The 25568-nt window shown below is 61.9% G+C and carries 33 protein-coding genes; 31 read left to right on the top strand and 2 right to left on the bottom strand.

Annotated features, from left to right (window positions below):
* The first annotated feature begins 9 nt into the window (after nt 1-9).
* The 28 genes from AC0L2A_RS03925 to AC0L2A_RS04060 all read left to right on the top strand — a co-directional run bounded on the left by AC0L2A_RS03925 (nt 10) and on the right by AC0L2A_RS04060 (nt 20209).
* On the top strand, nt 10-894 hold the full coding sequence (locus AC0L2A_RS03925) for an adenine nucleotide alpha hydrolase family protein (RefSeq protein WP_473607622.1): 885 nt from the start codon (nt 10-12) through the stop codon (nt 892-894).
* Nucleotides 891-1799 (top strand): hypothetical protein, encoded by a 909-nt coding sequence (locus tag AC0L2A_RS03930; RefSeq protein ID WP_473607623.1) that lies wholly within the window; start codon nt 891-893, stop codon nt 1797-1799. The genes AC0L2A_RS03925 and AC0L2A_RS03930 overlap by 4 nt, the downstream gene beginning before the upstream one ends.
* Nucleotides 1796-2245, top strand: coding sequence for an XF1762 family protein (locus AC0L2A_RS03935; protein WP_473607624.1), 450 nt, complete (start codon nt 1796-1798; stop codon nt 2243-2245). Before AC0L2A_RS03930 ends, AC0L2A_RS03935 begins: the two co-directional genes overlap by 4 nt.
* Nucleotides 2242-3396, top strand: coding sequence for a helix-turn-helix domain-containing protein (locus tag AC0L2A_RS03940; RefSeq protein WP_473607626.1), 1155 nt, complete (start codon nt 2242-2244; stop codon nt 3394-3396). Before AC0L2A_RS03935 ends, AC0L2A_RS03940 begins: the two co-directional genes overlap by 4 nt.
* The gene (gene nusG / locus AC0L2A_RS03945; protein ID WP_473607627.1) at nt 3371-4048 is read left to right on the top strand and encodes a transcription termination/antitermination protein NusG; all 678 of its coding nucleotides are present in this window, start codon (nt 3371-3373) and stop codon (nt 4046-4048) included. The genes AC0L2A_RS03940 and nusG overlap by 26 nt, the downstream gene beginning before the upstream one ends.
* 120 nt (nt 4049-4168) lie before the next feature.
* A complete protein-coding gene (locus tag AC0L2A_RS03950; RefSeq protein WP_473607628.1) occupies nt 4169-4501 on the top strand; it encodes an HNH endonuclease family protein in 333 nt (110 codons plus the stop codon).
* Between the two features lie 186 nt (nt 4502-4687).
* Nucleotides 4688-5074 (top strand): AraC family transcriptional regulator, encoded by a 387-nt coding sequence (locus AC0L2A_RS03955; protein ID WP_473607630.1) that lies wholly within the window; start codon nt 4688-4690, stop codon nt 5072-5074.
* A gap of 153 nt (nt 5075-5227) precedes the next feature.
* Nucleotides 5228-5602 carry a hypothetical protein gene (locus tag AC0L2A_RS03960; RefSeq protein ID WP_473607631.1) on the top strand — a complete coding sequence of 125 codons (375 nt, stop codon included), beginning with the start codon at nt 5228-5230 and terminating at the stop codon, nt 5600-5602.
* Between the two features lie 6 nt (nt 5603-5608).
* A complete protein-coding gene (locus tag AC0L2A_RS03965; protein WP_473607633.1) occupies nt 5609-7486 on the top strand; it encodes a terminase large subunit in 1878 nt (625 codons plus the stop codon).
* Nucleotides 7486-8823 carry a phage portal protein gene (locus tag AC0L2A_RS03970; protein WP_473607634.1) on the top strand — a complete coding sequence of 446 codons (1338 nt, stop codon included), beginning with the start codon at nt 7486-7488 and terminating at the stop codon, nt 8821-8823. The genes AC0L2A_RS03965 and AC0L2A_RS03970 overlap by 1 nt, the downstream gene beginning before the upstream one ends.
* The gene (locus AC0L2A_RS03975) at nt 8816-9805 is read left to right on the top strand and encodes a collagen-like domain-containing protein (RefSeq protein WP_473607635.1); all 990 of its coding nucleotides are present in this window, start codon (nt 8816-8818) and stop codon (nt 9803-9805) included. The genes AC0L2A_RS03970 and AC0L2A_RS03975 overlap by 8 nt, the downstream gene beginning before the upstream one ends.
* Nucleotides 9806-9817: 12 nt before the next feature.
* Nucleotides 9818-10504: a head maturation protease, ClpP-related gene (locus AC0L2A_RS03980; RefSeq protein WP_473607637.1), complete on the top strand. Its 687-nt coding sequence runs from the start codon at nt 9818-9820 to the stop codon at nt 10502-10504.
* Nucleotides 10505-10596: 92 nt separating this feature from the next.
* The gene (locus tag AC0L2A_RS03985; protein ID WP_473607638.1) at nt 10597-12012 is read left to right on the top strand and encodes a phage major capsid protein; all 1416 of its coding nucleotides are present in this window, start codon (nt 10597-10599) and stop codon (nt 12010-12012) included.
* A 77-nt stretch (nt 12013-12089) separates the two neighbouring features.
* The gene (locus AC0L2A_RS03990; protein ID WP_473607639.1) at nt 12090-12590 is read left to right on the top strand and encodes a hypothetical protein; all 501 of its coding nucleotides are present in this window, start codon (nt 12090-12092) and stop codon (nt 12588-12590) included.
* A 67-nt stretch (nt 12591-12657) separates the two neighbouring features.
* Complete coding sequence (locus tag AC0L2A_RS03995; protein WP_473607641.1) at nt 12658-13011, top strand: hypothetical protein; 354 nt, start codon at nt 12658-12660, stop codon at nt 13009-13011.
* On the top strand, nt 13008-13658 hold the full coding sequence (locus AC0L2A_RS04000; protein ID WP_473607642.1) for a hypothetical protein: 651 nt from the start codon (nt 13008-13010) through the stop codon (nt 13656-13658). The genes AC0L2A_RS03995 and AC0L2A_RS04000 overlap by 4 nt, the downstream gene beginning before the upstream one ends.
* A complete protein-coding gene (locus AC0L2A_RS04005; RefSeq protein ID WP_473607643.1) occupies nt 13655-14284 on the top strand; it encodes a class I SAM-dependent methyltransferase in 630 nt (209 codons plus the stop codon). The genes AC0L2A_RS04000 and AC0L2A_RS04005 overlap by 4 nt, the downstream gene beginning before the upstream one ends.
* A 3-nt stretch (nt 14285-14287) precedes the next feature.
* Nucleotides 14288-14935, top strand: a complete 648-nt coding sequence (locus tag AC0L2A_RS04010) for a hypothetical protein (RefSeq protein ID WP_473607645.1) — start codon at nt 14288-14290, stop codon at nt 14933-14935.
* The gene (locus AC0L2A_RS04015) at nt 14932-15339 is read left to right on the top strand and encodes a hypothetical protein (RefSeq protein WP_287121437.1); all 408 of its coding nucleotides are present in this window, start codon (nt 14932-14934) and stop codon (nt 15337-15339) included. The genes AC0L2A_RS04010 and AC0L2A_RS04015 overlap by 4 nt, the downstream gene beginning before the upstream one ends.
* Before the next feature lie 250 nt (nt 15340-15589).
* Nucleotides 15590-15940: a hypothetical protein gene (locus AC0L2A_RS04020; RefSeq protein ID WP_473607646.1), complete on the top strand. Its 351-nt coding sequence runs from the start codon at nt 15590-15592 to the stop codon at nt 15938-15940.
* A gap of 26 nt (nt 15941-15966) precedes the next feature.
* Nucleotides 15967-16293 carry a hypothetical protein gene (locus AC0L2A_RS04025; RefSeq protein ID WP_473607647.1) on the top strand — a complete coding sequence of 109 codons (327 nt, stop codon included), beginning with the start codon at nt 15967-15969 and terminating at the stop codon, nt 16291-16293.
* Nucleotides 16294-16298: 5 nt separating this feature from the next.
* Nucleotides 16299-16925, top strand: coding sequence for a hypothetical protein (locus AC0L2A_RS04030; protein ID WP_473607648.1), 627 nt, complete (start codon nt 16299-16301; stop codon nt 16923-16925).
* A complete protein-coding gene (locus AC0L2A_RS04035) occupies nt 16925-17338 on the top strand; it encodes a hypothetical protein (RefSeq protein WP_127319339.1) in 414 nt (137 codons plus the stop codon). Before AC0L2A_RS04030 ends, AC0L2A_RS04035 begins: the two co-directional genes overlap by 1 nt.
* A gap of 8 nt (nt 17339-17346) precedes the next feature.
* Nucleotides 17347-17517, top strand: a complete 171-nt coding sequence (locus AC0L2A_RS04040; RefSeq protein WP_473607649.1) for a hypothetical protein — start codon at nt 17347-17349, stop codon at nt 17515-17517.
* Between the two features lie 60 nt (nt 17518-17577).
* On the top strand, nt 17578-19062 hold the full coding sequence (locus AC0L2A_RS04045; protein ID WP_473607651.1) for a phage tail tube protein: 1485 nt from the start codon (nt 17578-17580) through the stop codon (nt 19060-19062).
* 96 nt (nt 19063-19158) lie between these two features.
* Nucleotides 19159-19398 carry a hypothetical protein gene (locus tag AC0L2A_RS04050; protein ID WP_473607652.1) on the top strand — a complete coding sequence of 80 codons (240 nt, stop codon included), beginning with the start codon at nt 19159-19161 and terminating at the stop codon, nt 19396-19398.
* 26 nt (nt 19399-19424) lie between these two features.
* Nucleotides 19425-19862, top strand: coding sequence for a hypothetical protein (locus tag AC0L2A_RS04055; protein ID WP_473607654.1), 438 nt, complete (start codon nt 19425-19427; stop codon nt 19860-19862).
* Nucleotides 19802-20209, top strand: a complete 408-nt coding sequence (locus tag AC0L2A_RS04060) for a phage tail assembly chaperone (RefSeq protein ID WP_473607655.1) — start codon at nt 19802-19804, stop codon at nt 20207-20209. Before AC0L2A_RS04055 ends, AC0L2A_RS04060 begins: the two co-directional genes overlap by 61 nt.
* Before the next feature lie 8 nt (nt 20210-20217).
* Here the strand turns inward: AC0L2A_RS04060 and AC0L2A_RS04065 are convergent, their stop codons facing one another.
* Entirely contained in the window at nt 20218-20478 is a 261-nt protein-coding gene (locus AC0L2A_RS04065; protein ID WP_473607656.1) for a hypothetical protein, read from the bottom strand.
* Between the two features lie 54 nt (nt 20479-20532).
* On the opposite strand from AC0L2A_RS04065, the gene AC0L2A_RS04070 reads away from it, so the two are divergent.
* Genes AC0L2A_RS04070 through AC0L2A_RS04080 form a run of 3 tightly spaced genes read left to right on the top strand, consistent with a single transcriptional unit; the run spans nt 20533 to nt 25230 of the window.
* On the top strand, nt 20533-23826 hold the full coding sequence (locus AC0L2A_RS04070) for a phage tail length tape measure family protein (protein WP_473607658.1): 3294 nt from the start codon (nt 20533-20535) through the stop codon (nt 23824-23826).
* Nucleotides 23827-23829: 3 nt separating this feature from the next.
* Nucleotides 23830-24585, top strand: a complete 756-nt coding sequence (locus tag AC0L2A_RS04075) for a hypothetical protein (protein WP_473607660.1) — start codon at nt 23830-23832, stop codon at nt 24583-24585.
* Complete coding sequence (locus AC0L2A_RS04080; RefSeq protein WP_473607661.1) at nt 24586-25230, top strand: hypothetical protein; 645 nt, start codon at nt 24586-24588, stop codon at nt 25228-25230. It abuts the gene before it with no gap.
* Between the two features lie 25 nt (nt 25231-25255).
* On the opposite strand, the gene AC0L2A_RS04085 is transcribed toward AC0L2A_RS04080, so the two are convergent.
* Complete coding sequence (locus tag AC0L2A_RS04085; RefSeq protein ID WP_473607662.1) at nt 25256-25549, bottom strand: hypothetical protein; 294 nt, start codon at nt 25547-25549, stop codon at nt 25256-25258.
* Nucleotides 25550-25568 lie beyond the last annotated feature (19 nt).

The following is a 25568-nucleotide window of genomic DNA, read 5'->3' on the forward strand; positions in this document are numbered from 1 at the left end:
GGGGGAAGCATGAGCGCCGGCGTCATGACGAATCCGTACCTGATCACCGGCCCCGCGCTGATCTCGTTCTCTGGCGGGCGCACCAGCGCCTTCATGCTGCATGAGATACTGCGCGCGCATGGTGGCACGCTTCCCGAAGACGTGATTGTCGCCTTTGCCAACACCGGCAAGGAGCACCTGAAAACGTTGCGCTTTGTCCACGAATGCGAGACGCGATGGGGCGTCCGTATCCATTGGGTGGAGTGGCGCAAGGGGACGCCAGGATTCGAGGAAGTCGGCTACAACAGCGCATCACAGCGCGGCGAGCCATTCCGGGCGTTGATCGAGAGCAAGCAGCGGCTGCCAAACGGGCATGAGCGGTGGTGCACCGAATACCTCAAGGTTCTGCCGATCTTTGCACTGATGCGCCACCAACTCGGGCTTGAACCGGGCGGCTACGAAGAGGTGATCGGCCTGAGAGACGACGAGGGCCTTCGCATTTTCAGCGGCATGGAAAGGGCGGCAAAATCCGGTCGTTCCGTCACCTATCCTTTGGCAAAGGCGAAGGTGCGCAAAGCCGATGTTTGGCGCTTCTGGCTCGGCGAGAACCTGGACGCGAGACGATTGGGGCACCCGCTGCCGCAAGGTTTCGACCTCGGCCTGCACGCTTGGGAGGGCAACTGCGATTTCTGCTTCCTCAAAGGGAAAGGGATACGAAAGCGCATCATTCGCGACAATATGGTTGTGCCTGCATGGTGGGCAGCACGAGAGCTTGCTACCGGCGGACAATTCGACAAGCGCGACAGTGTGGAAGATCTGATCGGTCAGGTTCGCAAAACGCCAAGCCTGTTCGATTCCGCCGACGACGAAGAATACGACGTTGAGTGCGGCCTTCACTGCGAGGTGGCGGCATGAGCCAAGGGTTCGACATCGGCCATTGGTCTGGCGGCCTCGCTGAGTGGACTGATGATGACACCGCGTATCTGTCGGTAGCCTTTACCTGGCGGCTAAACGACGCCTATCAGCGCGCCTGCTGGTATAAGGCGGCCGGCTACAAGGTCCGCGCCGGCGGGCCTGGCATCTTTACGCGCAAGCATTTCCTTGCCGATGTCGCCGAGATCGGTGGCTCGATCCCTGATGCGGTCGTGCATCACAATCCGATGGCGACCTTCGCCAGCCGCGGCTGCCCGGTCGGATGCTGGTTCTGCATCGTGCCGAAGCTCGAGGGCAAGACGTTCACGCTCATTCCGGATTTTCCGGTTCGGCCTGTGCTCTGCGACAACAACCTGTCGGCGCTGCCGGCCGACTTTCAGGATCACGTCATCAGCCGCTATCGCGCTGCTGGCGTGCCGCTTATGGACGCCAACTCAGGCTTCGAGCCGCGCACCTTCGACGACGAGGTTTTCGCGCGCTGGTCGACGATCAATGTCGGGCCGTGGCGCTTCGCCTATGACGACCAGGCCGAGCGGCCATTCGTCGAGCGCGTCATGCACATGCTGCGCGATGTACCGTCGCGCAAAAAGCGGGTCTACGTGCTGGTCGGCAACGAACCGATGGCGGCCTGCATCGAGCGCGTGCGCGAGGTGATCGCATGGGGCGGCGAGCCGCACGTTCAGCCGTATATGAAGCTGAATGCCCTTGAGCGGCGCGCGCATGTCCGCTTCGACTGGTCGGAGCAGAGCCTTCGCGATCTGGCGCGCTGGGCTAACCGATACCTCTACAAATACACCGATTTCGAAGGCTATCAGCGCTCGGCGAAGTCGCCGCCGCGTGCCGGGGATCGGCCGGCTGACCTGTTCGACGTGGCGGTGCCGGCATGAGCGGTCTTCACCGGATTCCGATCGAACTTGCTGAGGCCAATGCCTTCGTCCGGCGAGTGCACCGGCACCTCGACGAGGTGGTGGTTGGTCACAAGTTCTCGCTCGGTGCTGTGCTCGACGACGCGATCGTGGGCGTGGTGATCGTAGGCCGACCTGTCGCGCGCGGCCGGCAGGATGGCTGGACGCTGGAAATCACCCGATTGGCCACGGACGGCACGCGCAACGCCTGCAGCTTCCTCTACGGCGCTGCCTGCCGCGCCAGCTTCGCGCTCGGCTACCGCCGTGTCGGCACCTATACGCTGGCGCACGAGCCCGGCACGTCGCTCGTCGCCGCGGGGTTCCGCCTGGTCGGCGAGGTCAAGGGCAGGTCTTGGGATAGTCCGGGCAGGCCGCGCGTCGACAAGGCCCCGATGGAAAACAAGCTGTCTTGGGAACGCATTGCATGAGCCACGCCGCGACAAAATGGGCGTTCGACCAGCCCGAACTGCATCGCGACATGAAGCCCTCGGAATGGGCCGTGTTGATGGTGCTTGCCGACTGCCATAATCCGGTCAACGGCTGCTTCCCGAGCCAGGACTACATCTGCAGCAAGACGAACCTTGCCGAGCGTGCCGTGCGCGATCAGCTCACCCATTTGCGCGAGCGCGGCCTGATCGATTGGGACGCTGTCCGCGAGAACGGCAAGCGCGGTTCAAACCGTTACCGGCTGGGCTTTGAGAAAGACTTTCAACCGGCAAATTCTGCCGGTAGCTCCGAGCCCGCCGCAACCGGCGAAATCGAGCCTGTTCAACCGGCAGATTCCGACAGTTTCAACCGGCAGAATTTGCCGCCTAACCTTGTAAGGGAACCGGTAAGTGAACCTGTTGAGAGAGAGCGCGAGCGCGAACCTGAAGATCGAAAAACGGTGGAGCGCTGGCTGAAGCGCATTCACCCGACATGGCCGACCTTCATCGCCGACAGCGGCAAGACCGCGCTCGCCGCGGCGATGGCGCTGACGGCGGAAGAACGCGAGGTGGCGGCCGACCGCATGGCCGATTATCTCGCCGCCGAGAAGGCTTCCGGCGGGCGCTGCGCCTTCGGCGTGTATCTCTCGGAAAAACGCTGGGAGCGGCTTGGACCTAAGCCGGAAGCACCGGAGAACCCGGCCTATGCGCCGGCCTTCGGGCCGGTATGGGCGGCGATCCGCATGCGCGACTTGGTCACCGGACCGAAGGCGCCGCCTGCGCCGCTGAAGGGCTGGGAAGAGAGCGCCATCGCCAACGGCAGGCTGGACCGGGAAACCCTGGAGAAGGGCAACCGGATGCGGGCAGGGTGGCCTATGGTCAACGCGCTGCACCAGGCAGCCGAGACGCGCGGGCTCGGCATTCACGGCTTCGGCCCCGCGGAAGAACGCCTCGGCAAGCTGTGTGAGTTCGTGCCGGTAGGCAGCGACGTCTGGAAGGCCTGGAAGCTCGAACACGACCTGCGCGGCTGGCCTTGGCTACCGGATCCCGGAACGATGCGCGGCGTGTATTTCCCGGCTGGCGGGCCGGCAGGACTGGAAGCATTTCGACAAGCGGTGCGAGGGACCAATGATGCACAGCAAGCGGCCGAGTGACGTGGAGCGTGCTTGGCTCGATAGCAAGGGCGATCCGATCAACATCGACTATGCCTGGCAGAAGAGCGATGAGCGAATCGCCCTGCGGCGCCGGGAGCGGGCGATGCTTGCTGCAGCCGGTATGGATGGTCCTGAGGCCCGTTGGTACGTGCTGCGCGTCGAGGAGAGGACCGACATAGCTGTGGATAAGGCACTCGACGATGCCAATGTAGAACGCTGGATGGCTATCAAATCGGTGCTGCCGCCACGGCGGAGCGACCGCAAGAAGCAGCGTTCCGAACCCGTCTTGATGGCCGCTTTGCCTGGTTATGTGTTCGTGCGCGTTGTCTCCACGCCTGCGACATGGGCGGCGCTCAAGACGGTCAAGGGCGTAGTAGACGTGCTTGGTGGAGCGGACAATCCGAAGCCGCTGAAGGCTGCAGAAATCCTTAAATTGCAAACCTTTATAGAGAAGAACCCGAGGGCTATAGAGGTGCTGACAAACGCGCTCAAGGTCGGCGACAGGGTCAGCATCGACGCTGGTCCCTTCGCATCCTTCGAGGCTATCGTGCTGGTGCTCGGGGATGCCGAGCGCATCAAGGTCGAGGCGTCACTATTCGGTCGGGCAACGCCGCTCGAGCTCGACCTTGCACAAGTCACCAAACTGGAATAGCGAATCCGACCCAGGATGATCCGACAGAGTCGCACCCGGCAGTAGCCGAGGGAAGCGCCAGCGGACCCAGGTGAAGCTAAGGGCGCGGCCCCATGTTTCCCCGCAATGGATAAGATTCCAGTGGCAAAGCTGAAGATGATGGCGCCGGCGATCCGGACCATGGACACGCGCACGGTCAAGGTCGCACCCAAGACTGCTGATGCGTTCTACCTGTCGCCCGAGTGGCGCAAGCTGATGGCAGAGATCATCGCCGAGCGTGGTCGCAGATGCGAGGACCCGCAATGCGATGGCAGGACCCATCGACCAGGCATGCGCGTGTTCGGTGACCACGTGGTCGAGCTCAGGGACGGCGGCGCGCCGCTCGACAAGCGCAACATCATGCTCCGGTGCGGAGCATCGCACACCAAGAAGACGCTGGCCGAGCGGGCCAAGAGGATGGCCGCCCGACCCTGATGGGGGAGGGGGGGTGAAATCTCTAGGGCCTTCATGGGGTCCGAACCGCTTGGGGCTAAGCCAGGGATTTCTTTTTCGATGAGCGAAATTTTGGACCTATTCGGTCACCCATCACGACCAGGCTACGGATCTCGCGGCCGGCCAGCGTACGAAGTGACAGAACGAGACCGCAACAAAATCAAGTTGTTGCTGGCGCTGGGCTGGACAATCCCACGGATGGCGAATGCGATCGACGCTTCGCCTGCGACCGTAAAGAAGTATTTTAAAGCCGAACTCAAGAAGCGAGACGCCATGCGAGATAGGCTCGATGCCCGGCGCGTCGAGCTGGCGATGGAGCAGGCGAACAGCGGAAACGTCGCCGCTCTGAAGGAGCTCGGAAAGATGATCGAGCGCAATGACATGATGTCATCGCATCTCATGGCGCACGGCATCATCGCCGGCCACGAAACGAAGGCTCCCAAGCTGGGGAAGAAGGAGCAGGCGCTGTTGCGCGCCAAGGCTCCCGATACCGAGACGCCGCTCGGCGAATTGATGGCCAGGCGCCAGGGCAATACGGACAACTCGATGAACTGACGACCTCCGCCGGTCGTGATTGATGCCTCGCAGCCACGAGGTTCAAGCGCGAGACGAAACATCTGGGCTCCATCGGCCCCGGTGAATGCGATCTCGCATTCCCCTGTGTAACTCGCGCTGGGCGTGGCTGACCGGGCGCTGATGGAGGCTTCTATGGAACTGGTCAAGTATGAGGCGGCCTGCCGCGCCGTGTCGCAGGCGAAGACGATCGACGAGGTCAAGGAGATCACCAACCGAGCTGAAGCCATGCGTGCCTATGCACGTCAGGCTCAGAACCGCGAACTTGAGATCGACGCGATGGAAATCCGGGTTAGGGCTGAGCGGCGGCTTGGAGAACTAAGCGCGACTGGCGTAGATTCAGCACGTATCGAAGCCTCCCGTGCAAGCCGGACGCGTATTTGTCAAAACTGCGGTACGAGCTTCCTGGCGCATCGCCCAGGCGTAGCGGCGCGCAAGGGAGAAAGTCGAAACGGCATCTTCTGTTCACGAGCTTGCATGCACGGCGATCAGGCGGCCGGAATCGCTTAGCCGACGATGTGGGATCTGAGCTGCGTCGACTGGGAAGACCGCATTCGGTCCGGCCAGTCCCTGATCCCCGACCTCGACCTGTTCGAGGATGAGGCGGACATCGCGGTCAAGTTCTTCGACGCGTTGCGCCTGCCAGACGTTCCTGGCCTGCCGCTGCTGCGCGACGCCGCTGGCCCCTGGTATCGGGACATCGTCCGCGCCGTTTTTGGCTCTCGCGACCCGGCCACTAACGAGCGGATGATCCGCGAAGTTTTCGCGCTGGTGCCAAAGGGCCAGTCCAAGACGACCTATTCGGGCGGCCTCATGGTCACCGCCATGCTGATGAACCTTCGCCCGCGGGCGGAAATGATGTTTGTCGGTCCGACGCAAGCGATTGCCGAGCGCGCCTACAGCCAGGCTGCCGGCATGATCGAAAACGATGTCGAGCTGAGCAAGCGTTTCGACTTGAAGGGCCACGTCAAGGAGATCCACGATCTCCTGAACAAGTCGGTCATGCGCGTCGAAACCTTCGACGTGAAGATCATCACCGGGGCGATGCCCGTCGTGGTGCTGCTCGACGAGCTCCACCTGCTCGGCAAGAACCCGCACGCCGCAAAGGTCATCCGCCAGATCCGAGGCGGCCTGGAGAAGAACGCGGAAGGGTTCTTCATGATCATTTCGACGCAGAGCGACGAACCGCCGGCCGGTGCGTTCCGCGATGAGCTGATCACCGCCCGCAAGATCCGCGATGGAAAGTTTCGTGGCCGCGACATCAGGGCCATGCTGCCCATCCTCTACGAGTTTCCTGAGGATATCGCTAAAGATCCCGTGCAATGGCAGGATCCGAAATATTGGCCGATGGTCATGCCGAACCTCGGCCGCTCGATGCGCATCGACAGTTTGACCCGCGATTGGGAAACGGAGCGGTCGAAGGGCGAAAAAGACATTCGCATCTGGGCGAGCCAGCATCTCAACATCGAGATCGGCATCGGCCTGAAATCTGACGGTTGGGCTGGCGCTGAATTTTGGGCCGTAGCTGAGGAACCAGAGCTCGACCTCGACAGCCTGATCGAACGCTCGGAGGTGATCGTCGTCGGCATCGACGGCGGCGGCCTCGACGATCTGTTCGGCGCCAGCGCGCTCGGCCGCGAGAAGGGCACCAAGACCTGGCTGGCGGTGTCGAAGGCCTGGTGCCACAAGAGCGTGCTTGAAAGGCGGCAGACGATCGCCGCCCGGCTGCTGGATTTCGCCAACCTCGGCGAGATCGAGATCATCGACGATGAGTTCGTCGACGTCGCTGGCTTGGTGACGCTGCTCGAGCCTTGCGAAGCACTCATGCTTCCCAAGGATGTCGCGGCCATTCTGGTCCTGGTGTCGAAGATCCTTGAGGCTGGCTTGCTTGCCGCCGTCGCAATCGATGCCGAAGGGCCATACGGCGAGCTGGCGGATGCATTGGCCCTCATCGGTGTGACGCAGGAAAATAAGAACCTGGTCGGCATCGGCCAAGGCTACAAGCTGATGAACGCCATCAAGACGTCCGAGCGCAAGCTCGCGAACGGCACGCTGAAACACCAACCCAGCCAGCTCATGAACTGGTGTGTCAGCAACATCAAAATCGAGCCGACGGCCACGGCGATTCGCGCCACCAAGCAAAACGCTGGCGATGCGAAGATTGATCCCGCCATGGCGCTGTTCGACGCCGTCTCGGTCATGGTGACGAATCCCGAAGCTGGCCGCTCTGTTTATGACGAACTGGCCGACAACGATGCGGATGCACCTGCAGAAGAGGTGCTTTCCAATGACGAAGAGGCGGCAATCCTGGCCAATCCTGCGCATCCGCGGTGGCAAGAGATGCGCGAAAAATTCGAGCGGCAGTTAGAAACCGCAGACGAGGACTTTTACTGATGTTCGATGGTCTCCGGAACAGCTTGGCGCGAGGGTTCGATATCCTCGCACAGCGCGTTTCGAGCGAGCCGCGCCATCCCGACGCACAGCGCGTGCGGGGCGGATCGCGAACGCTTGCCGGCGTTTCGATCACGCCCGATTCCGCCGTCACCATCGCGACGGTCTGGGCGTGCCTTCGCTACTTGTCCCAGACGGTCGCGGTTCTGCCCTGGCACGCGATGAAAGACGGCGTCAAAGGTGCGGAGATCCAGTCAAAGAATTCCGTCGACTACCTGATCAACAAGCGGCCGAATCCTGAATGGTCCTCTTTCCAGTTTCGTGAGACCCTTACCCATTGGGCGCTCCGCTGGGGCAACGGCTATGCCGAAATCGAGCGCGACCAGCTGGGCCGTCCATTCGCCCTTTGGCCAATTCATCCGGATCGCGTTGAGGTTTTCCGCGACATCGATGCCGGCGAGCTGTTCTACGAGGTCAGCAACGGCGCCGGCGGCAAGATCGAGATGGCGGCCAGGGATATGTTTCACCTTCGCGGTTTCGGGGAGGGTCCGGTTGGCGTCAATGTCATCGCCTATGCCGCCCAGTCGCTCGGCTGGGCTAAGGCGGCGCAGATTTTCGGCGCCACGTTCTTCGGCAACGGCTCGACCCCGTCTGTCGTCGTCAAGAACAAAAAGCCACTCAGCCCGAAGGGATTGGAGAAGCAGCGCGCCGAATTCGACCAGTTGTACAAAGGCCCAGCTCGGGCTCATCGCACCGCGCACACAGACAATGACGCCGATATTGAGAAGATCGGCCTCAATGCCGAGGAAACGCAGCTCATCGAGGTGCACCAGTATCTCGTCGAGGAAATCTGCCGATGGTTCGGTGTCCCGCCGCACAAGGTGATGCACCTGTTGCGGGCAACGTTTTCCAACATCGAGCACCAGGCGATCGAGGTCGTCGTCGATAGCGTTTCGCCTTGGGTAAAGCGTTTCGAGGATGAAGCCGATTACAAGCTGTTCGGCCAAAACCGGCAGGGGCTCTACACCAAGATGAACATGCGGGCCCTCATGCGCGGCGACCAGAAGACGCGCGGCGAATATTACAAGTTGATGCGCGAGGTCGGCGCCTATTCGCCGAACAGGATCCTAGAACTTGAGGACGAGAATACGATCGGCGCGATCGGCGACATCCACACGATGAATTCGACGTATACGACTCTCGATCGCATCGGTCAGAATCCCGCTCCCGCTCGCGGCATCGGAGACAATGGCGGGCCTCCCTTGGAAGAGGATTCTGCGGCTCGAGATGCGCGCGAGGCGTTCGAGCGCATCTTTGCTTCGGAGCCGGCCAATGTCTAAGCAGGTGATATTGGCTCGGGCGACCGGCAACCCTCCGCAGCCGAAGCCGCAGAACGCACTTGTCGCGGTTTGGAACGGCATGGCCGATCTGGCCCGCCGTCTCGTGGCGCTAGAACAGAAGCCGCTCGGCCGCGACGGACGTGATGGCTTGCCTGGTGTCGCTGGTCCGCAGGGCGTGCAAGGTGAGCGCGGGGAGATGGGGCCGGTCGGACCCGCTGGCGATGCCGGCGAGCGTGGCGAACCTGGGCCGCGCGGGGAAGCTGGACCGCTCGGTGAGGCTGGCCCTATTGGCCCGGTCGGACCCGCTGGCGATCCCGGCGAGCGTGGCGAACCAGGGCCGCGCGGGGAAGCTGGCCCGCTCGGTGAGGCCGGCCCTATTGGCCCGGTCGGGCCGAAGGGCGAGCAGGGTCTCCGTGGCGAGCAGGGCATTCCCGGACCTAGAGGGGAACCCGGTGAGGTAGGATCGACCGGGCCTGCCGGTCCAGTCGGCGAAATCGGTCCTCGGGGGTCGCAGGGAGATATCGGCCCTCAAGGCATTCAGGGCGAGCCCGGGCATCAAGGCGAGCAGGGGCCTGTCGGCCGCGATGGCCGCGACGGCTTGCCTGGGGCGCCAGGCCCGCAGGGTGAACGCGGCTTGCAAGGCGATGTCGGTCCGGCTGGACCGCAGGGAGAGCAAGGCCCGAAGGGGGAGGCCGGCGACGTTGGTCCGTCCGGTCCTATGGGCCCGAAGGGTGACCAAGGCGAAGCCGGACCGCAAGGCATTGCCGGGCCGCAGGGGCCTCGCGGTGAAATCGGTCCGCAAGGCCCGCGCGGCATCAAGGGTGACCCCGGCGAGCGCGGTGAGCAGGGTCCGGTCGGCGCCGCACTGGAGATCGTCAATCTCCGACCGGCTAGCCTTGCAACCGCCGATCTCGGACGGATCTACGAAGCCGAGATTGTCCTCAGCGACGGTATCGTGCTTCGCGTTCTCACGCTGCAATAGAGAGGGACGGACATGAGCGTTCAAAAGATAGGCGGCGCCAAGGCGACGTCCAACGGATACCGGATTGTCGCCCGCGGCGCCGACAGGGCAGAGATCTACGTCTATGGCCCGATCGGGATGAGCTTCTGGGATGACGGCATCAGCGCCGCACAGTTCCAGAAAGACCTGAAGGCGCTCGGCAGCGGGATCAAGACGATCGATCTGCGGATCAACTCCGAGGGCGGCGACGTGATGGATGCCCGCGCGATGTACACGCTGCTCGTCCAGCATCAGGCCAAAGTGATCGCCCACATCGACGGGCTCGCGGCATCAGCAGCCTCTTTCCTGGCGATGGCCGGTGACGAGATTGAGATTTCCGAGGGCGGGTTCTTCATGATCCACAACAGCCGAATGCTGGCCCGAGGAGGTGCAGAGGATCTGCGTCGCGCCGCCGAGCTTCTTGACCAGGTCGACGTCACCATCTGCGACACGTACTGCGCCCGGTCGAAAAAGGATGCGACCAAGGTCAAACAGTGGATGGATGATGAGACCTGGTTCACGGGCAAGGAAGCGGTCGAGCACGGCTTCGCCGACAAGATGGTCGCAAACCTCCAGGTCGCTGCCTCGGTGAGGGATGCCGCCGGTTTCAAGAACCTCCCGACGCAGTTGCTGCCGCGTCGCGCCGCGGCTCTGGCGAAGATCGCCGCCCTCGCTCGGTAATCGAAATTCCGGCGTCTGCCGGTGTTGGCCCCATCGCGCCTTGGCCAAGCGCATTCAATGCGGCCGAGGCCGCTTTCCTGAAAGGAAGAGAGATGAGCAAGCACGTTGTGCGGGCCGCAATTGGCCTGCTCTCCGCAAGCGCCGCGATTGCCGGCGGCGCCTATTTCGGCCCGATTACGATGGATGCGGCGAGCGCCATCACAGCCCTCGAAGAGCGTCGTCAGGAACTGATCGACGCCTCCCAGGCTCTCGTCGACGCAGCCGACGAGGCCGACGAAGACATTTCGGCGGAGGACCTCGCCACCATCGAGGCCAATGCTGCGGAGGCCGAGAAGCTCGAAAAGCAGATCAACGCCCGCAAGGCGCTTCTGCCGCAAGGTCAAGGCCGCCGCACAACGCCGGAGCCGACGAACAAGAATGAGCCAGGCGGCGGTCAGCGGAAGGTCCCAGCCAATCCTCGCAACGCCGATCCGCGCGGTGGTTTCCGGTCATTTGGTGATTTCGCTGCTTCGGTCCGCAGCGGCTCGATCCAAGGCAATCAGCCCGATCAGCGCCTGATGAATGCAGCAACCACTTTTGGAAGCGAAGGGACTGGCGCGGATGGCGGATTCCTGGTGCCGCCGGAATTCTCTCGCGAGATCATGGTCAAGGTCGAAGCGGAAGAGGGCCTGCTGAACCGCGCCGAAGAACTCAAGACCGGCACGAATAGCATGACTATCCCGAAGGACGAGACCACGCCGTGGCAGTCGACCGGCGGCGTGCAGGTATACTGGGAGGGCGAGGGCGCATCTATCACGCAGAGCAAGGGCGTGTTCGAGACCGCCACCCATCGGCTCGTCAAGCTCACCGCACTCGTTCCGGTGAGCGATGAACTCCTGGAGGATGCGATCGGAATGGAGTCTTGGCTTCGCGCCAAGGCCCCTGCCAAGATGGCGTCGAAGATCAATACAGCATTCATCCGCGGTTCCGGTGTCGGCCAGCCGCTCGGGATGTTGAACGCACCAAGTCACATCTCGGTGGCGAAGGAGACTTCGCAGCCGGCAGACACCGTTTATTTCGCCAACATCAACAAGATGTGGGCGAGGATGTATGCGCCATGGCGCCGCAATGCGATATGGCTGATCAACCAGGATATCGAGCCGCAGCTCGAATCTATGGCATTCGACCCGGCCGCTTCCTCAAAGGTTCCCGTCTATCTGCCGGCAGGTGGGGCGTCTGCATCCCCGTACGCATCGCTCAAGGGTCGCCCGGTCGTTCCGATGGAGGCGTGCTCGACGCTGGGCGATAAAGGCGACATCATCCTTGTCGACATGAAGCAGTATTGGGCGCTCAAGAAGGCTGCAGGTATTCGAACCGATACCTCGATCCACCTCTTCTTCGACCAGGCGCTCACCACGTTCCGCTTCATCTTCCGGCTGAACGGCATGCCGGCATGGTCCAGTGTCATCACGCCGGAAAACGGCACAACGACCCGCTCCTGGGCGGTCACGCTCGACGAGCGCGCCTGATCATCCTGACGGGGCTTTGGCCCCGTCTCCTTCCCATCACGCGCCGCAGAGCGGCCTAGATTGAGAAAGACACTCCCATGAACCAGCACATCCTGGAAAAGCTCCAGATCGCGGCGGGATTCGTGCCCGTTAGCATGGCCACTGCGCCGACCGAGGACTGGGTCAGCCTGAAGAATTACGGCCGCATGGCCATAGTGTTCTTCAAGGCTGCCGGTACCGCCGGCGACGACCCGACGCTCACGCTCGAACAGGCGACTGCGGTTGCCGGTACCGGCGCGAAGGCTCTCAACTTCACCCGTATCGACGTGAAGCAGGGCGCCGATCTGTTCGCGATCGGCCAGTTCACCACAGTCATTCAGGCCGCGGGCAACACTTATACGGAGGCAACCTCTGCGGAAGCGCAGGCGATCTGGGTGCTCGACGTCAAGGCTGAAGACCTCGACGTCGATGGCGGCTTCGACTGCATTCGCGCTTCGATCTCCGACGTCGGCACCAACGCCCAGCTCGGCTGCCTGCTCTATCTTGGCCACGAACCGCGATACGCGTCGGCAACGCTGCCGTCGATGATCGCCGACTGATCAGCGTCAAACCACATGGCGGGGCTTTGGCCCCGCCTCCCGCTCCCCATTATAAAGGATTGGCGTCATGCCGAAGGTGAAGTTTCTTGAGGACCGGATCGTCAAGGACGGTACCGGGACGAAGTTCGAGGCAGGCAAGGTCTACGAGATGTCTCAGGGCTCGTGCGATCACTGGACTGTTCGTGGCGTAGCAGTTTCTGTCTCTAGCCGTGCAGCGGCGAGCGAAACCCAAACCGTTTCGGCGACAGGTGAGGTGATCGGGCCAAGCGCCGAGGAGATCGCTGCCAAGCAAAAGGCTGACGAGGAGGCTGAAGCCGCTGCAAACAAGAAAGCTGCGGAAGACGCAAAAGAGGCTAAGTCGAAGCTTGTCGCCACTCAGGGCGGCGTGTCTAGCGGCAGGATGGGCCGGCCCAGGGCTTGAATTTGATCTCGCCGAAAGAGTTCTGGGCCCCGGAACCGATATTCCAGGGCCAGACGGTCTTCGTTGTCGGCGGAGGCCCGAGCCTCGTCGGTTTCGACTTCACCCGCCTGACCGGCCGGCGCGTCATCGCGGTCAATTCCGCCGGCTATGACGTTCCGTGGGCCGACATCCTCTTCTTCCATGACAATTCGTGGTTCGAGGAAGATCGGAACCGTGCGCTCGTTGACGGCTGGAATGGTCAAGTCGTCACCGCCTCTCGCCATGCAAAACGGGCCGCCCCGGAGCGAGTGCTGCGCGTCGAAATCGCGGAGCGGCCAGATTTCCCCGTAGGGCATGCCCCGATCAAGGCGGGCCGGAGCAGCGGTCAGACGGCGGTATCCCTTGCCGTCACCATGGGCGCGGCCACCGTCGTGCTGCTCGGCTTCGACATGCGAGAGGCCGCGGGCATGACGCACTACCATGTAGACCGGCCGCTCTACACGAAAGAACATGCTGCGCGCACGGCCTGTGAATACGCCGCGACCTTCCTGCCGGCCTGGGCTGGGTGGAACAAGGCAGCAATAAAGGCAGACTGCCGGATCCTCAATGCGACGCCAGGAAGCGCGCTGACGGAGTTTCATGCCGCCGATCTGGAGACGATGCTTTGAATGCAGTTTCGCCGACCAGGGTCGACGTCGGGTCGGTCCGCGCTTCTCAAGCACTGGCGCGGTTGCTCGAATACGCCGACGTTCGGCGCATCCTCGATATCGGTTCCGGCGTCGGTGACCACGCTCGCATCATGCGGGCTGCCGGCAAGGATGTGACGACGGTATCTCTGGAGCCGCCTGCCGATTTTATCGGCGATTATTGCGCGGCACATGTGCCATCCGAGTTTGATGCGATCTGGGCAAGCCACGTCCTCGAGCATCAGCCGAATGTCGGCCGGTTTCTCGAATTGTGCTTTAGCGATTTGCGACCAGGCGGTGTCCTCGCTATTACGGTCCCGCCGGCAAAGCCTGACGTCGTCGGCGGCCACCTGACGACATGGAACGCCGGGATGCTGCTCTACAACCTGATCGTCGCTGGCTTTGACTGCCGGGATGCAAGGGTGTCTGCGCCGTATTCAAGTGGGCTAGGCTACCCGCCCTACAACATCAGCGTGATTGTCCGGAAGCGCCGTGCCGAGGTTCCGCCGCTGCGCTTCGACAACGGCGATATCGAAATACTTGCTCCCTTTTTCCCGATTCCTGTCCGTCACGGGTTCGACGGCCGGCTATCCGACATCAACTGGTGAACGATGCATCGTCTCCTGACCATCACGACGGCGGCAGCCGATCTGGCGCTGTTGACGATCGAAGAGATGCGGGCTGCTGCCGGCGTGACCGGCTCGGGCTCGGATGAAGCGCTGCGCGCCATGGAGCGGCGCATCGCGGCGGCTATCATGTCGGAATGCAATATCGCGATCGGGCCAAGAAACCCGCCGACGCTGCGCCGCGAGACCCTGACCGAGACGATATATCAGGCTTGCGGCGAAAGCCTCGTCCTGTCGCGCCGGCATGACGTCGAGATCGCGAGCATCGTCGAGGATACTGTGACGCTTCTGGCGGCCGATTACATGGTCGATCCGGAATCCGGCATCGCTACCAAGCTCTGCAGCAATTATCCGACATGGTGGACGGCGCGAAAGGTCGTCGTCGTTTACGACGCCGGGTTCGAGACCGTCCCCGACGATCTGAAAATGGCGGCGATTGATTTCTTCCGCCTGTCCTGGCTGGAGCAGAAACGCGATCCATCACTGAAATCCGAAGTCGTCGATATCCCCGATGTCCGGCGTGTCGAGCGTGGCTATTGGGTTGGCTCGGTCCCCGGTCAATCCAATGAAGGCGCGGTGCCCGACATCGTCGCCGGCCAGCTCACCCGCTTCCGCAACATGATGGTGGCATGATGGACAATCCTGGCCTCTACTCGCTCGGCGATTTTGCCGTTGCTGCGGCAGGAACGCAGATCGGCGATGTTATCGACGATCTCGCCGGTGTGTCTGAAATCGATGTGCAGCTGCGGCTCGCCTATGGCAGTGGCGGCGCGTCGATCAAGGCATTCCTTCAAACCTCGCTCGATCAGGGAACGACGTGGAATGATCTATGGTGCTTTGCCGGTGCGACCGCGAGCAAGGTGCGTGCGCGGCGCCTGAAGCCTGATGGCGTCGAACAGACACCGACCGATGGCGCTCTTGCCGACGACACGGCAGCAACCGGTATCGTGCTCGGCGATCGCGTCCGGCTGAAAGTGGTCTCGACAGGAACCTATGCCGGCAGCACCGTGCTTTCGGCGAGGATCCACGCCAGGTGACGACGCGAGATTTTATCAATGTAACGTCACCAGTGGCCGCCGTCCCTTTGTTTCTCCGGTGGCCTTGGTCGGTTCCGCCGCGTGTCCGTAACTGGGAAAGGCCGGAATGGGGATACGTTGACGGTCTTCCTGCGGAATTCAGTATCCAATGGGTGCGATTTCATCTTGGTGGGTTTGAGACTGCAACAACTCGGCATCCGTTGCCGCAGGTGACACTCGCGACAGACGATCTCACGATGTTGCTCCCCGCATGACAACGCCTGCCGAACTGATCGCCGATCTCGACGCCGCGCTGCTCGATTCGGGCGAAGACGCGAAGCTTCGCCGGTTGACGCTGGGTCCGAATGCGATCCAGATCCCGTTCGATGTCGACGTCAGGGCTTCGATCCGGCCTCTGCGGCCGGAAGAGCTTACCGGCAGCATCGATCAGACCTGGTCTCGAGTGATCCTGAGCCCGACGGACATCAACCATGGCTTCTCACTGCCTGTCCGCAAGGGCGACAAGATCGTGCAGGACACCAAGGTGAGGAATGTCGAGTTTGCCAAGCATATCCGGGTCCAGAACGTCCTGGTGCGGGTCGAATTGACGGTTGCCGGCTGATGCCGCGTTTTCTCACGGAGGCTACCATGCACAGACGTTCCTTCCTCGCAGGCCTTGGCCTCTCACCGCTCGCTGCCGTTGCCGCGATTGCTGCCCCTGTGAAATCGCCCTATGCAGCCATGGCCGGAGCCGAAGCCCATACCGCCGTTACTCCGGGCGTTTCCTATCTCTTGGGCAAGTCGCTTCCGCCTGTCGTGAATGGCGTTGATGATTGCGAGGTCTATCTCGGCAGCGGTCGGTTGCTTGGCGATGAGCACGTTAGAAAGATCGCGTATGACAGTGCTCTTGAGGTGATCGGGCAATACGAGCGTTCCATGCCGTCTCGCCTAGCACACGTGAGCCAGCGCGGCTGACAAAGATGGCTGGCTTCCAATTCTTCGAGCGCGACCTGAAGCTTGCCACGGCCGGCATAGAGCCGGAGGCGATCGACAAGGCGCTGGCGGCTTTTGCGAAGCAGGAGCTCAAGCGCGTTATCGGAGAAGGGATCGCGAGCCCGACCTATGAGCGCTATGTCAACGGCGTCCACAATGCGCCGGAAGAGGCGGTGAAGGCTCCTGGCCCGATCGTCTATGAATTCGTCAATTGGCCGCTCGTTATCAATGCGGCCCTGGCCGAACTGCAAAAGCGGTCGCCGCGGCGATCAGGAAAGTTAGCTTCGTCGTTCATCGTCATCGCGGGCGGACGCGCGGTGGCGACAGATTTCAGCAAAATCAGGCCGGACGCGGAGATCATCATCACCAACTTCATGCCGACGGTGAGGAAGGCTGAGGTGGGCTATCTGGGCATACCGGAACAGCGCCTTTTCCAGGGCGCCGCTCGCTTAATGGGGAGCAGATTCCGAGGTGCTTACAGCTTCGAGGCCAAATTCCTCAACATACGGGCCGGCCTGCATGCGCAGATCCCCTACCGCCTGAAACGTGGCACTCGGCGATATGCGGTTGGGAGTCCGATTGCCTACCCCTCTATCCTGATCAATGCGCTCTGATGGCCAGTCCTGAAGCTTTCGACGTCGTCGTTCAGCAAATCGCCGATCAATGGGGCGGTTTGACCGATGTCGTGTTCGAGAACGATCCCTACGAACTGCCGGACACGCCGACAGAGTTCATCTACGTCGAGGTCTTTGGGGATTTCTTCGATCAGGTGTCGATCGGGGCCGAGCTGCGGGACGAAAACCTCTGGCGGGAGGCCGGCCAAGTCTATCTGCATGTCATGACGCCGAACAACACCGGCAGCCGCCGGGCGCGCACGTTGGCGAAGCAGCTGGTCGGTCTGTTCCGGGGCCAGGATATCGACAGCGTCACATTCCGCGATGCCTCGATCGGCGCCGGCGATCCCGGCCGTACCTTTGCCAACTATTACGCCATGACCGCAACCGTGAATTTTGAAAGGGACGAATGATGGCTCTCGTGCTGAAAGCATTCCCGACGCGCCTGCGCCGGTTCAAGGAAGGCGATCGCGTCTCGTCGCAGGACGATCTGTCGCCGCAAAGCTTCGATGGCCTGGCCGACGCCGGCTACATCGAAAAGCTGCCGCACCCGGCGAAGCCGAAAAAGCAGGATCCTTCCAAGGCGGACTAGCCTCCTCTCATCCGATCAACCCCGACCGCCCATTGAGGCGGCCCATCGATGGAGCCTCCAATGGATTCCAACCGCACCCGCATGACCGTCGTCGAGGAAGTCACCCTCGGCACGACGCCTGTCACGCCGCGCATGCGCACGGCGCGCTTCACGGGCGAAACCCTGGCATTTCGCCCGACCTTCGGCACCTCGGAAGAGATCCGTGACGATCGGATGAACTCGGACCCGATCAAGATCGGTGAGACCAACAGCGGTCCGATCAATGGCGAGCTCTCGTTTCCGGTCGATGAATCGCCGCTGTCGACCTGGCTGAAGACGCTGATGTGCTCGACCTGGCTGAATACGCCGTTCCGGGATAATGACGGCGTCGCCGATTCCGTCATCACCGCGCTGGCCGACACAACTGACGTCGCCACGGTGACCGCCGGCGCCGCATTCGTAGCCGGTCAGCTGGTGCGCTTCACCGGCTTCACCCCGTCGGCGAACAATGGCATTTTCAAATGCACGACCGGCAGCGCGACGGTTCCGGCATTCCTTGGCGCCGGCTTTGTCGCCGAAGCCGCGCCTCCTGCTACAGCGCGCATGAAGGTTGTCGGCTTCATGGGCGCCGCGGCCGACATTACGGCCCTCGCTGACGGTCTCGGCTCGACGCTGCTCGACTTCACCACGCTCGGCCTGCGCGTCGGCCAGTGGGTCAAGATCGGCGGCACCGCCGATATCACCAGCTTCGCCTTCCTGGTCACCGCCGGCGCGATCGCCCGCCGCAACGCCTGGGCGCGCATCACGGCGATCGCCGCCGCCAAACTGACGCTCGATAACCTGCCGGCCGGCTGGGCGACTGATGTCGGTACCGGCAAGACGATCCAGGTGTTCTTCGGTGACCAGATCAAGAACGGCGTCGACACCAAGAGCTGCACGATCGAGCGCGGCTTCATGGGCCAAGCTGTGCCGACCTATATTGCACAGCGCGGCATGGTCGCCGGCGAAGGCCAGTTCAACTTCACGACCGAGGACAAGGCGAAATACACGTTCACGTTCTCCGGGATGAGCGGCCAGGCTTCGACGACGTCGCTCGACAGCGCGCCGGATGCGGCAACAACGAATGCCGTCATGGCGGCGGCGGTCAACGTCGGCAGGATCGCGGAAAACGGCGTCTGTCTTGGTTCGCCGAACTGGATGCAGTCGCTGCAGATCAGCGTGAACAACAATCTGCGCATGATCAACGCGCTGGACTGCGACGAGACGATAGGCCCGGTCGACATCGGCAAGGGCAGCTTCGACGTCACCATAAACGCCCCAACCTATTTCGGGTCGGACGCGCTGCTGACCAAGCTCTTCGCCGGGACGCCGAGCAACATCAACACGCGCATCGCCAAGAACAACCAGGCAATCATCTTTGCGATCCCGCGTATCACCTTCACCGACGGTGCCCCATCGGCGACGGCCAAGAATACCGACACCGTTCTCCCGCTCGTTGGCCAGGCGTCCAAGGATGAACTGACCTCGGCGCATCTCATCATCGATCGCCTGGAATATTTCGTCTGATCAGAGTTCCCGGCCGACACCGGGACTGGTTCTGCGCAGAAGGCGGGCGGCTTGTCGGAGCCGCCCGATCCTCCAACTCCCCGACAGGAGAGAAGTGTGAATAACTTCAAGATCGTCGTGGGGGAGAGACTCCATGACTGTACCGTGGAGATGAACGGGTTGCCGCTTAAGGGCGTCTGTCGCATCTCCTTCGACCTCAACGCGGCCCAGACCGCTACGATGCTCCATCTGGAGATCATGGGAGAGATATTCGTCGAAGGCGAGTTCCGCGACGATGCCATCCTGCAAGTGCGGCAACCGCATCCTGCGCCTGCCCCTCACCACCCCTCAAAATAACCTCCTTCCGACAAAGGACATCATCAATGACAATCAAGCTGGCCAGCCTGAGCGCTGACCTATCGAAGGAACGCGAAGGCGACTGGATCCCGATCAAGGAATGGCCAGGTCTCGACCCGGAAAAGCCATACGAGATGTCGCCGTTGCCCGGGCTCGAATTTCTGGTGCGGTCGACGAACTATCCAGACTACGTGACGGCACGTCAGGGCATGCTGGAAAAGCTGAAGCAAGAGTATCCCGACGACAAGGTGCCAGCAGACGTTCAGGCGCGCGTTGAAGGCCAGCTGTCAGTCGAGCATCTCCTGCTCGGCTGGAAGGGCCTCGACGTTGAATATTCGCCCGACCTGGTCGGCACGATCCTTGTTGCCGAAGAGCATCGCGTCATGCGTCAGATGATCTTCTGGTGCGCCGGCCGTGTCGGCAAGAAAAAGGTCGAGTTCGTCCAGGCCGCAACAAAAAACTAACGGCGGCCTTCCGCTACGACCTCGAGCGGAATGGCCAGGACAAGTGGCTGGCGAAGATCGCGGCCGAGTTCCCACGGGAACTTCCAAAGGAAAAGGTCCCGACGCGCCCTGAAGAGGCCCGTGCCGAGTACTGGCACGATTTCTACTGGCGGGCATGGGAGGCGCTCCGCTTCGACCGGCAGTATGGCGCGATGGGCGGCGAATCGCCGATCGGATTTCTAGCCTATGATGCCTATGCAAGGCGCTACGGCATCGAGGGCGAGGCCTTCGAGCGGTTTCACGCTTTCATGACCGCCATCGATACAGAATGGCTGGAGTATCAGGCCGAGAAACAGAAGGAGGACTAATCGGTACCCTATCTGCCTGACGCTTTGCCGCGGTCATCACGCAACATTGAAAGTTGTCGTTCTTGGATGTCTCGGATCGCATCCAACAGATCGATCGCGCGCCCAACGCAATAAAGGGCAGCACCTGTGACTACACCAGACAGCCCGGCGATCAACCAGAATGCTGGATCAAGCTGCAAGTGGAGGGATGAGGAGATTATCCCCATAGCGATGCAGATGGCGCCACATACGACGCCGATCATGCCGAAACCTTTGACTATCGCAGTCACTAAAACCTCCCACCGAAAGCCGGGACGCTACCGCACGTTCAGGAATGGAGCAACATGACCATCCAACTCTCAACGCTCCGCGTCGCAGCGGATCTCGACGGTTCGAAGTTCGTCCAGGGCGCGAACCAGATGGCGGCGGCGCAGCAGCAGCTTTCCGCGGGCAACAAAATGGTTGCGGTCTCCATGACCGATCTGGAGGGAAAGGTCTCGCGGGCCGGCGATCCATTGGCGCGACTTTCTAAACAATTCATCGATGGCTACGGCACCGCCCAGAGGTTCGAAACCGGGCTGCGATCACTCAATCGCATGCTTGAGCAAGGCAAGGTTGATGCAGCGCAGGCCGAGCAGATTTATGCAGGCATGAACTCCAAGCTCGGCCTGGTGGCGAATGGGACCGATCTTGCAGCCCAAGGCTTCGGCCGGCTCGGCGCGGTGATCGACACCGTGAACACGCGAATCGCCTCGCAGACCTCGCTTGCGGCGCGCAACACCGAAGCGCTCAATCGCATGGCGGTCGCCAATGACAACGCTGGCACAGCTGGCTCCGGCTTCCGCCGGCAGAACCTTGGCTACCAGGCTTTCGATGTCGGCCAGGGCCTCGCCTTAGGAATGAACCCGGCCATGATCCTGGCGCAGCAGGGCCCGCAAATTGCGCAGTTGTACGCCGGACAGGGCGGATTGAACGCCTTGTGGAAAGATTCCATCGGTCTGCTCGGAAGCGTAGCGCGGGCGGCCGGCCCATGGATCGCGGCGGCCGGCGCGCTCTACGGCGCGTATAAGCTCATTGGCAGCTTTTCCGCCGAGGCCTCGCTCGGCATTGATAAAACGACGGCCGCGCTCGCCGAGCAGGCCGCACCCCTCGGTGCGCTGGAGTCTCAGATCAGCGAGCTGTCGCGCATTCAGGACGTCTACTCGAAGTCCATTGTGACAACTGGCGACGTCCATAGGACGATGACAGATCAGATTATCGCCGACACGAAGCGGGAGTTCGACGCCAAGAAGCAGCTCCTTGAGCTCGAGGAGAAACGGCAGCAGGCCAGCATCGCCGCGCGGCAGTCCGAACTCGCAATCGCAGGGCTCCATCTCCAGCGCGACATCCTAGCTGGCGACCCTGGATCTCCTTGGAACCCCTTCGATAGCACCAACCCCGTGTCGACCAGGATGGACTTGGAAAGACAGGGCTTCGCGGATCCTCGCATCAATGGCGGCATCCCCTTTGTCCGACTGCCCGATGACATTTCAGGGCTGTCGAGAACCCAAGAGCTTCTCGATAAAAGCCCGCTGAATGACAAAATCAAAGAATTGCGGGCCAACCTTGAGCTGACAGAAATCGGCGCCAAAAAGCTCCAGGAAGCGCTGAAGAAGACGTTCAATGATGCCGGCGGTGTCGGCGGACCGACCTTCGCCGGCGGCAACATTCCGATTCCCCAATTCCGTGGCATCGACGACATGCCAGGCTACGTTGAGGTCTACGACGACCTGATCAAGTCTGGCAAAGCGCGCCTTCTGCAGATGGAGCAGGAACGCAACGGCCTCGGCCTGGTCGGTGGAGCAGCCGCCAGTCTTCGCTTCGAACAGGATGCCTTGAACGCCGCGATTGCCAAGAATGTCGAATTGAGCCCGGCGCAAATTGCGGCGATCCGCGCCCAGGCCGCCGAATACGGCCGGCTAAGCGCGCTCACGGCGGCCCAGACTGCCATTCTTGGGCAGGAGCAGAGCCTCGAACTCCAGCGGGCCGAGCTTGCCCTGATTGGTGAAAGCGCGTCGGTTCATGACCGGGCCATTGCCAATCTGAAGGCGGAGCAGCAGATCCGCCAGCTCGGCATCGATCTCTACGGCAAGGAAGCCGAAGCGATCCGCGCCAACTCGGCGGAATTGTCCGCGCTCGCCGATGCCTCTGCTAAGGCCAAGCTGCAGAAGGATCTTGCATTCGAGCGAGACCAGATGTTTCGCTCGACACAGGACCAGGCGATCGCGTCACGGCAGCAGGGGGCCGGTCTGGCGGTCGACCTCAATTCGCCGGCAGCGCAGCAGATGCGCGACCTCGCCAGGTTTGCAGACGCGAAAGGCCTCGCTGTCGGCTTCCTGACCGATTTCAAATCCGAGCTGCTGAGTAACGGTGGCGACGTCGGCAAGGCGCTTGGGGAATCAATCCTCAATGCGCTGACGACGTCGATGGACAAGCAGTTGAGTGACATCTTCGACCGGTTGGGGACGTGGATTGCTTCTGCGCTGACCGGACAGACGCCAGGCGCGGGCCTTGGCGGCGGCGCTGGCTTCGCAGCGAACACGACGCTCTCCGCCTTCCTTGGTGCTGGCGCCGCCAGCAACGACAATTACGCGAAGGGCGCGGTCACGCGCGCACCTCTGCCCAATCTGACGGGAATGGCCGGCTACATTCAGCAAGCGGCTACTGCGCGCGGAATTGATCCTGACACCGCACTTCGCGTCGCCCGTTCCGAGGGGCTCGCGCCCGGCGTATGGCAAAGCAACGCCATGAAGAACGGCATTCGCGAACCTTCCTATGGCCCGTTCCAGCTTCTCAAGGGCGGCGCTGGGACCGGATATCCGACCGGTTTGGGTAACGATTTCATGAGGCAGACAGGGCTCGACCCTGCCAACCCGGCCAATGCTCGTGCTGGTGTCGACTTTGCCTTGGACAACGCGGCCAGGAGCGGCTGGGGTGCCTGGTATGGCGCCAAGGCGGCTGGCGTCGGCAAATGGCAGGGGCTATCGGGCGCGAATCCGATAGGTGTGGGGGCGGAAAAGGCTGCGGCCGCTCTCGACAAGATGTCGGGCAGCGCGACCCAGACCGCACAGTCTCTTGCCGGTGGCCTTGGCAAGCTTGGGCAATCCCTGTCGCAATTTCCGGCTGCACCGGCCCTGTCTGCCTCTCCTGGCAGCGGTGGCGGTGGTCTATTCAATTCTTTCCTCGGCAAGCTGTTCGGCGGCGCTACCGGATGGGGGGCGGCCGGCAATTATCTCGCGGCAAATCCAGGTGGCTATATCGGTCTCTTTGCCGACGGCACGGAAAACGCTCCGGAAGGCTGGGCATGGGTTGGCGAGCGCGGTCCGGAGCTGCGTAAGCTGCGCGGCGGCGATGTTATCCGAAGCCATGGTCGTTCCATCGAAATGGCCGCGAATCGGAACGGGAGTGCCAAGGGCGGTGGCCGTGGTCAACAGGGCCGGGTTGAATTCAACGTCAACATCGACGGCGCGAATGGGGATGCGCACGTTCGTATGCTTGCAAGGCAAGCCTTCGACGAGGGCATTGCTGAATATCATCAAGCCCAGGCCAGCGGCGGTTTTGGTGAACTACAGCGGCAATATGTTTCGCAGAAGGGTTAGGGCATGGGTCGCTATACCAGTTTGCCCACGCTCGATATCGACTTCATCAAGGCGTCGGAAATGTCGTTCGACAGCAAGGGCGGCGGCATCGAGGGCGGGCGAAATGGCCTCGGCGAATCCGTCACCATCGAAACCACAGGCGGTGGCGTCTTCATCGCCAGCTATGAAAACTGCTTCGCTCAAAGGCCGGAGGAGCACGAATACATCAACTGGGTCGCGGCGCGGATGAACGGCTCCTTCCGGTTCATGAACGTGCCGGTTCGTTCGGACTGGATGGGCCCGTTCCCGCTGATCAACGGCGTGCCCAAGCCGATAATCGGCGGCATCCCGCATTCTGACGGCTCCCTGTTTTCCGACGATTCCGGCTACAGCCAGGCGACGGTGTTCGGAACCGTAGGGGCCAATGCAGCCCTCAACGCCGGCCAGATGACGATCAACATCTTCGGGGCCAGTCGCAGGCTCCGGTGGTCGGACTGGTTCTCAATACCGCACGCGGTCAAGGGCTGGCGCGTTTATCGATACTGGGAGGCCTCCGACCCTGTTGACGTCACCGTCGATGTCGATGGCGTCAGCTATAGCGGCTCGCAATATGTGGTCTCTCTCGATCGGCCACTTCGGGAAGCCGTCATAACGGGAACCCGTATCGAATTCGCCCGGCCGCGCTGTGTGGCCAAGTTCCCCGTCGGATTCACGCTGGCGTGGAAGGCGCGCGGCTTCATGCAGTCGAGCGTCAGCTTTCAATTTGTCGAGGCGTTCTGAATGGCCTGGCAGGATACCTACGCTAGCTTGATCGGCTCGTATTCGGTCAACTACGTGCCGCAAGCCGTGCTCGACGCGATGGCTGGAAGCCATATCCTCGGCATCTTCTTTCGTCTGGAGACCGATCCGGGTCTGCACATCTGGGCAGGTGTGAACGACATCCCGGCCGGCGTCGACGGCATCGATCCTGACGGGACAGTCTATCTCGGCGGCGGCCGACTGCTCAACATCCCGACGCTCGAGGTGTTGGTCAATGGCCAGTCGAGTTCCGTCGAGTTCGGCATCGCCGGCATTGACCCGTCCACTGCCCAGAAGGTGGTGGACACCATGCCGGATGTGCGCGGCAAGGATCTGAAAATCGGCTTTACCACGCTGGACCAGTATTACCAGCCGATGTCGAGCATTGTGGCGCTGTGGACCGGGACGGCCTCGCATCCAACGGAATCGTCTCCCCCGGTCACGGGCGGCGAAGACAAGAAGACAAATCTCAGCCTGGCCGTCGTCTCCGGCACCAACACCCGGTCTCGATCAGCCCAGGTGACGTGGACGCCGGCGCATCAGAAGGCTCTCTATCCTACAGACGAGTACTGCTCTGGCGTCGCTCGGCTAGGCCGCGGAGTGGCGCCGCCCTGGCCAGATTACTAGGAGTTGAAGGAAGTGATCGAGGCAATCAATTCGTCTTGCCCGCCTTTGGTGCCGGGCTCTGCTGATCGACCAAGTCAGCCATCTTCCGAAGGATATCGGCTGTTGCGCGAGCTTGATTGGTCGAAAGTGCCAGTTGATGGATGCCTTCGTCCGATGTTGTTCGATCGGTGGGAGCCTTCTGATTTGAGAAAACCAAGCGCAGAGCAACGCCGCCGTGCTCAAGAGGAAGGCATCTCAACTTTGTCAGATGTGAAAGGTTGAACGAGCCATCGGCATTCTGAGCCCACTCTGCAATGTCGATCTCTGAAAGCTTCTTCATGCCTCTCTCCCATCGCTGC

It is taken from the genome of Mesorhizobium sp. WSM4844 (assembly GCF_055811775.1).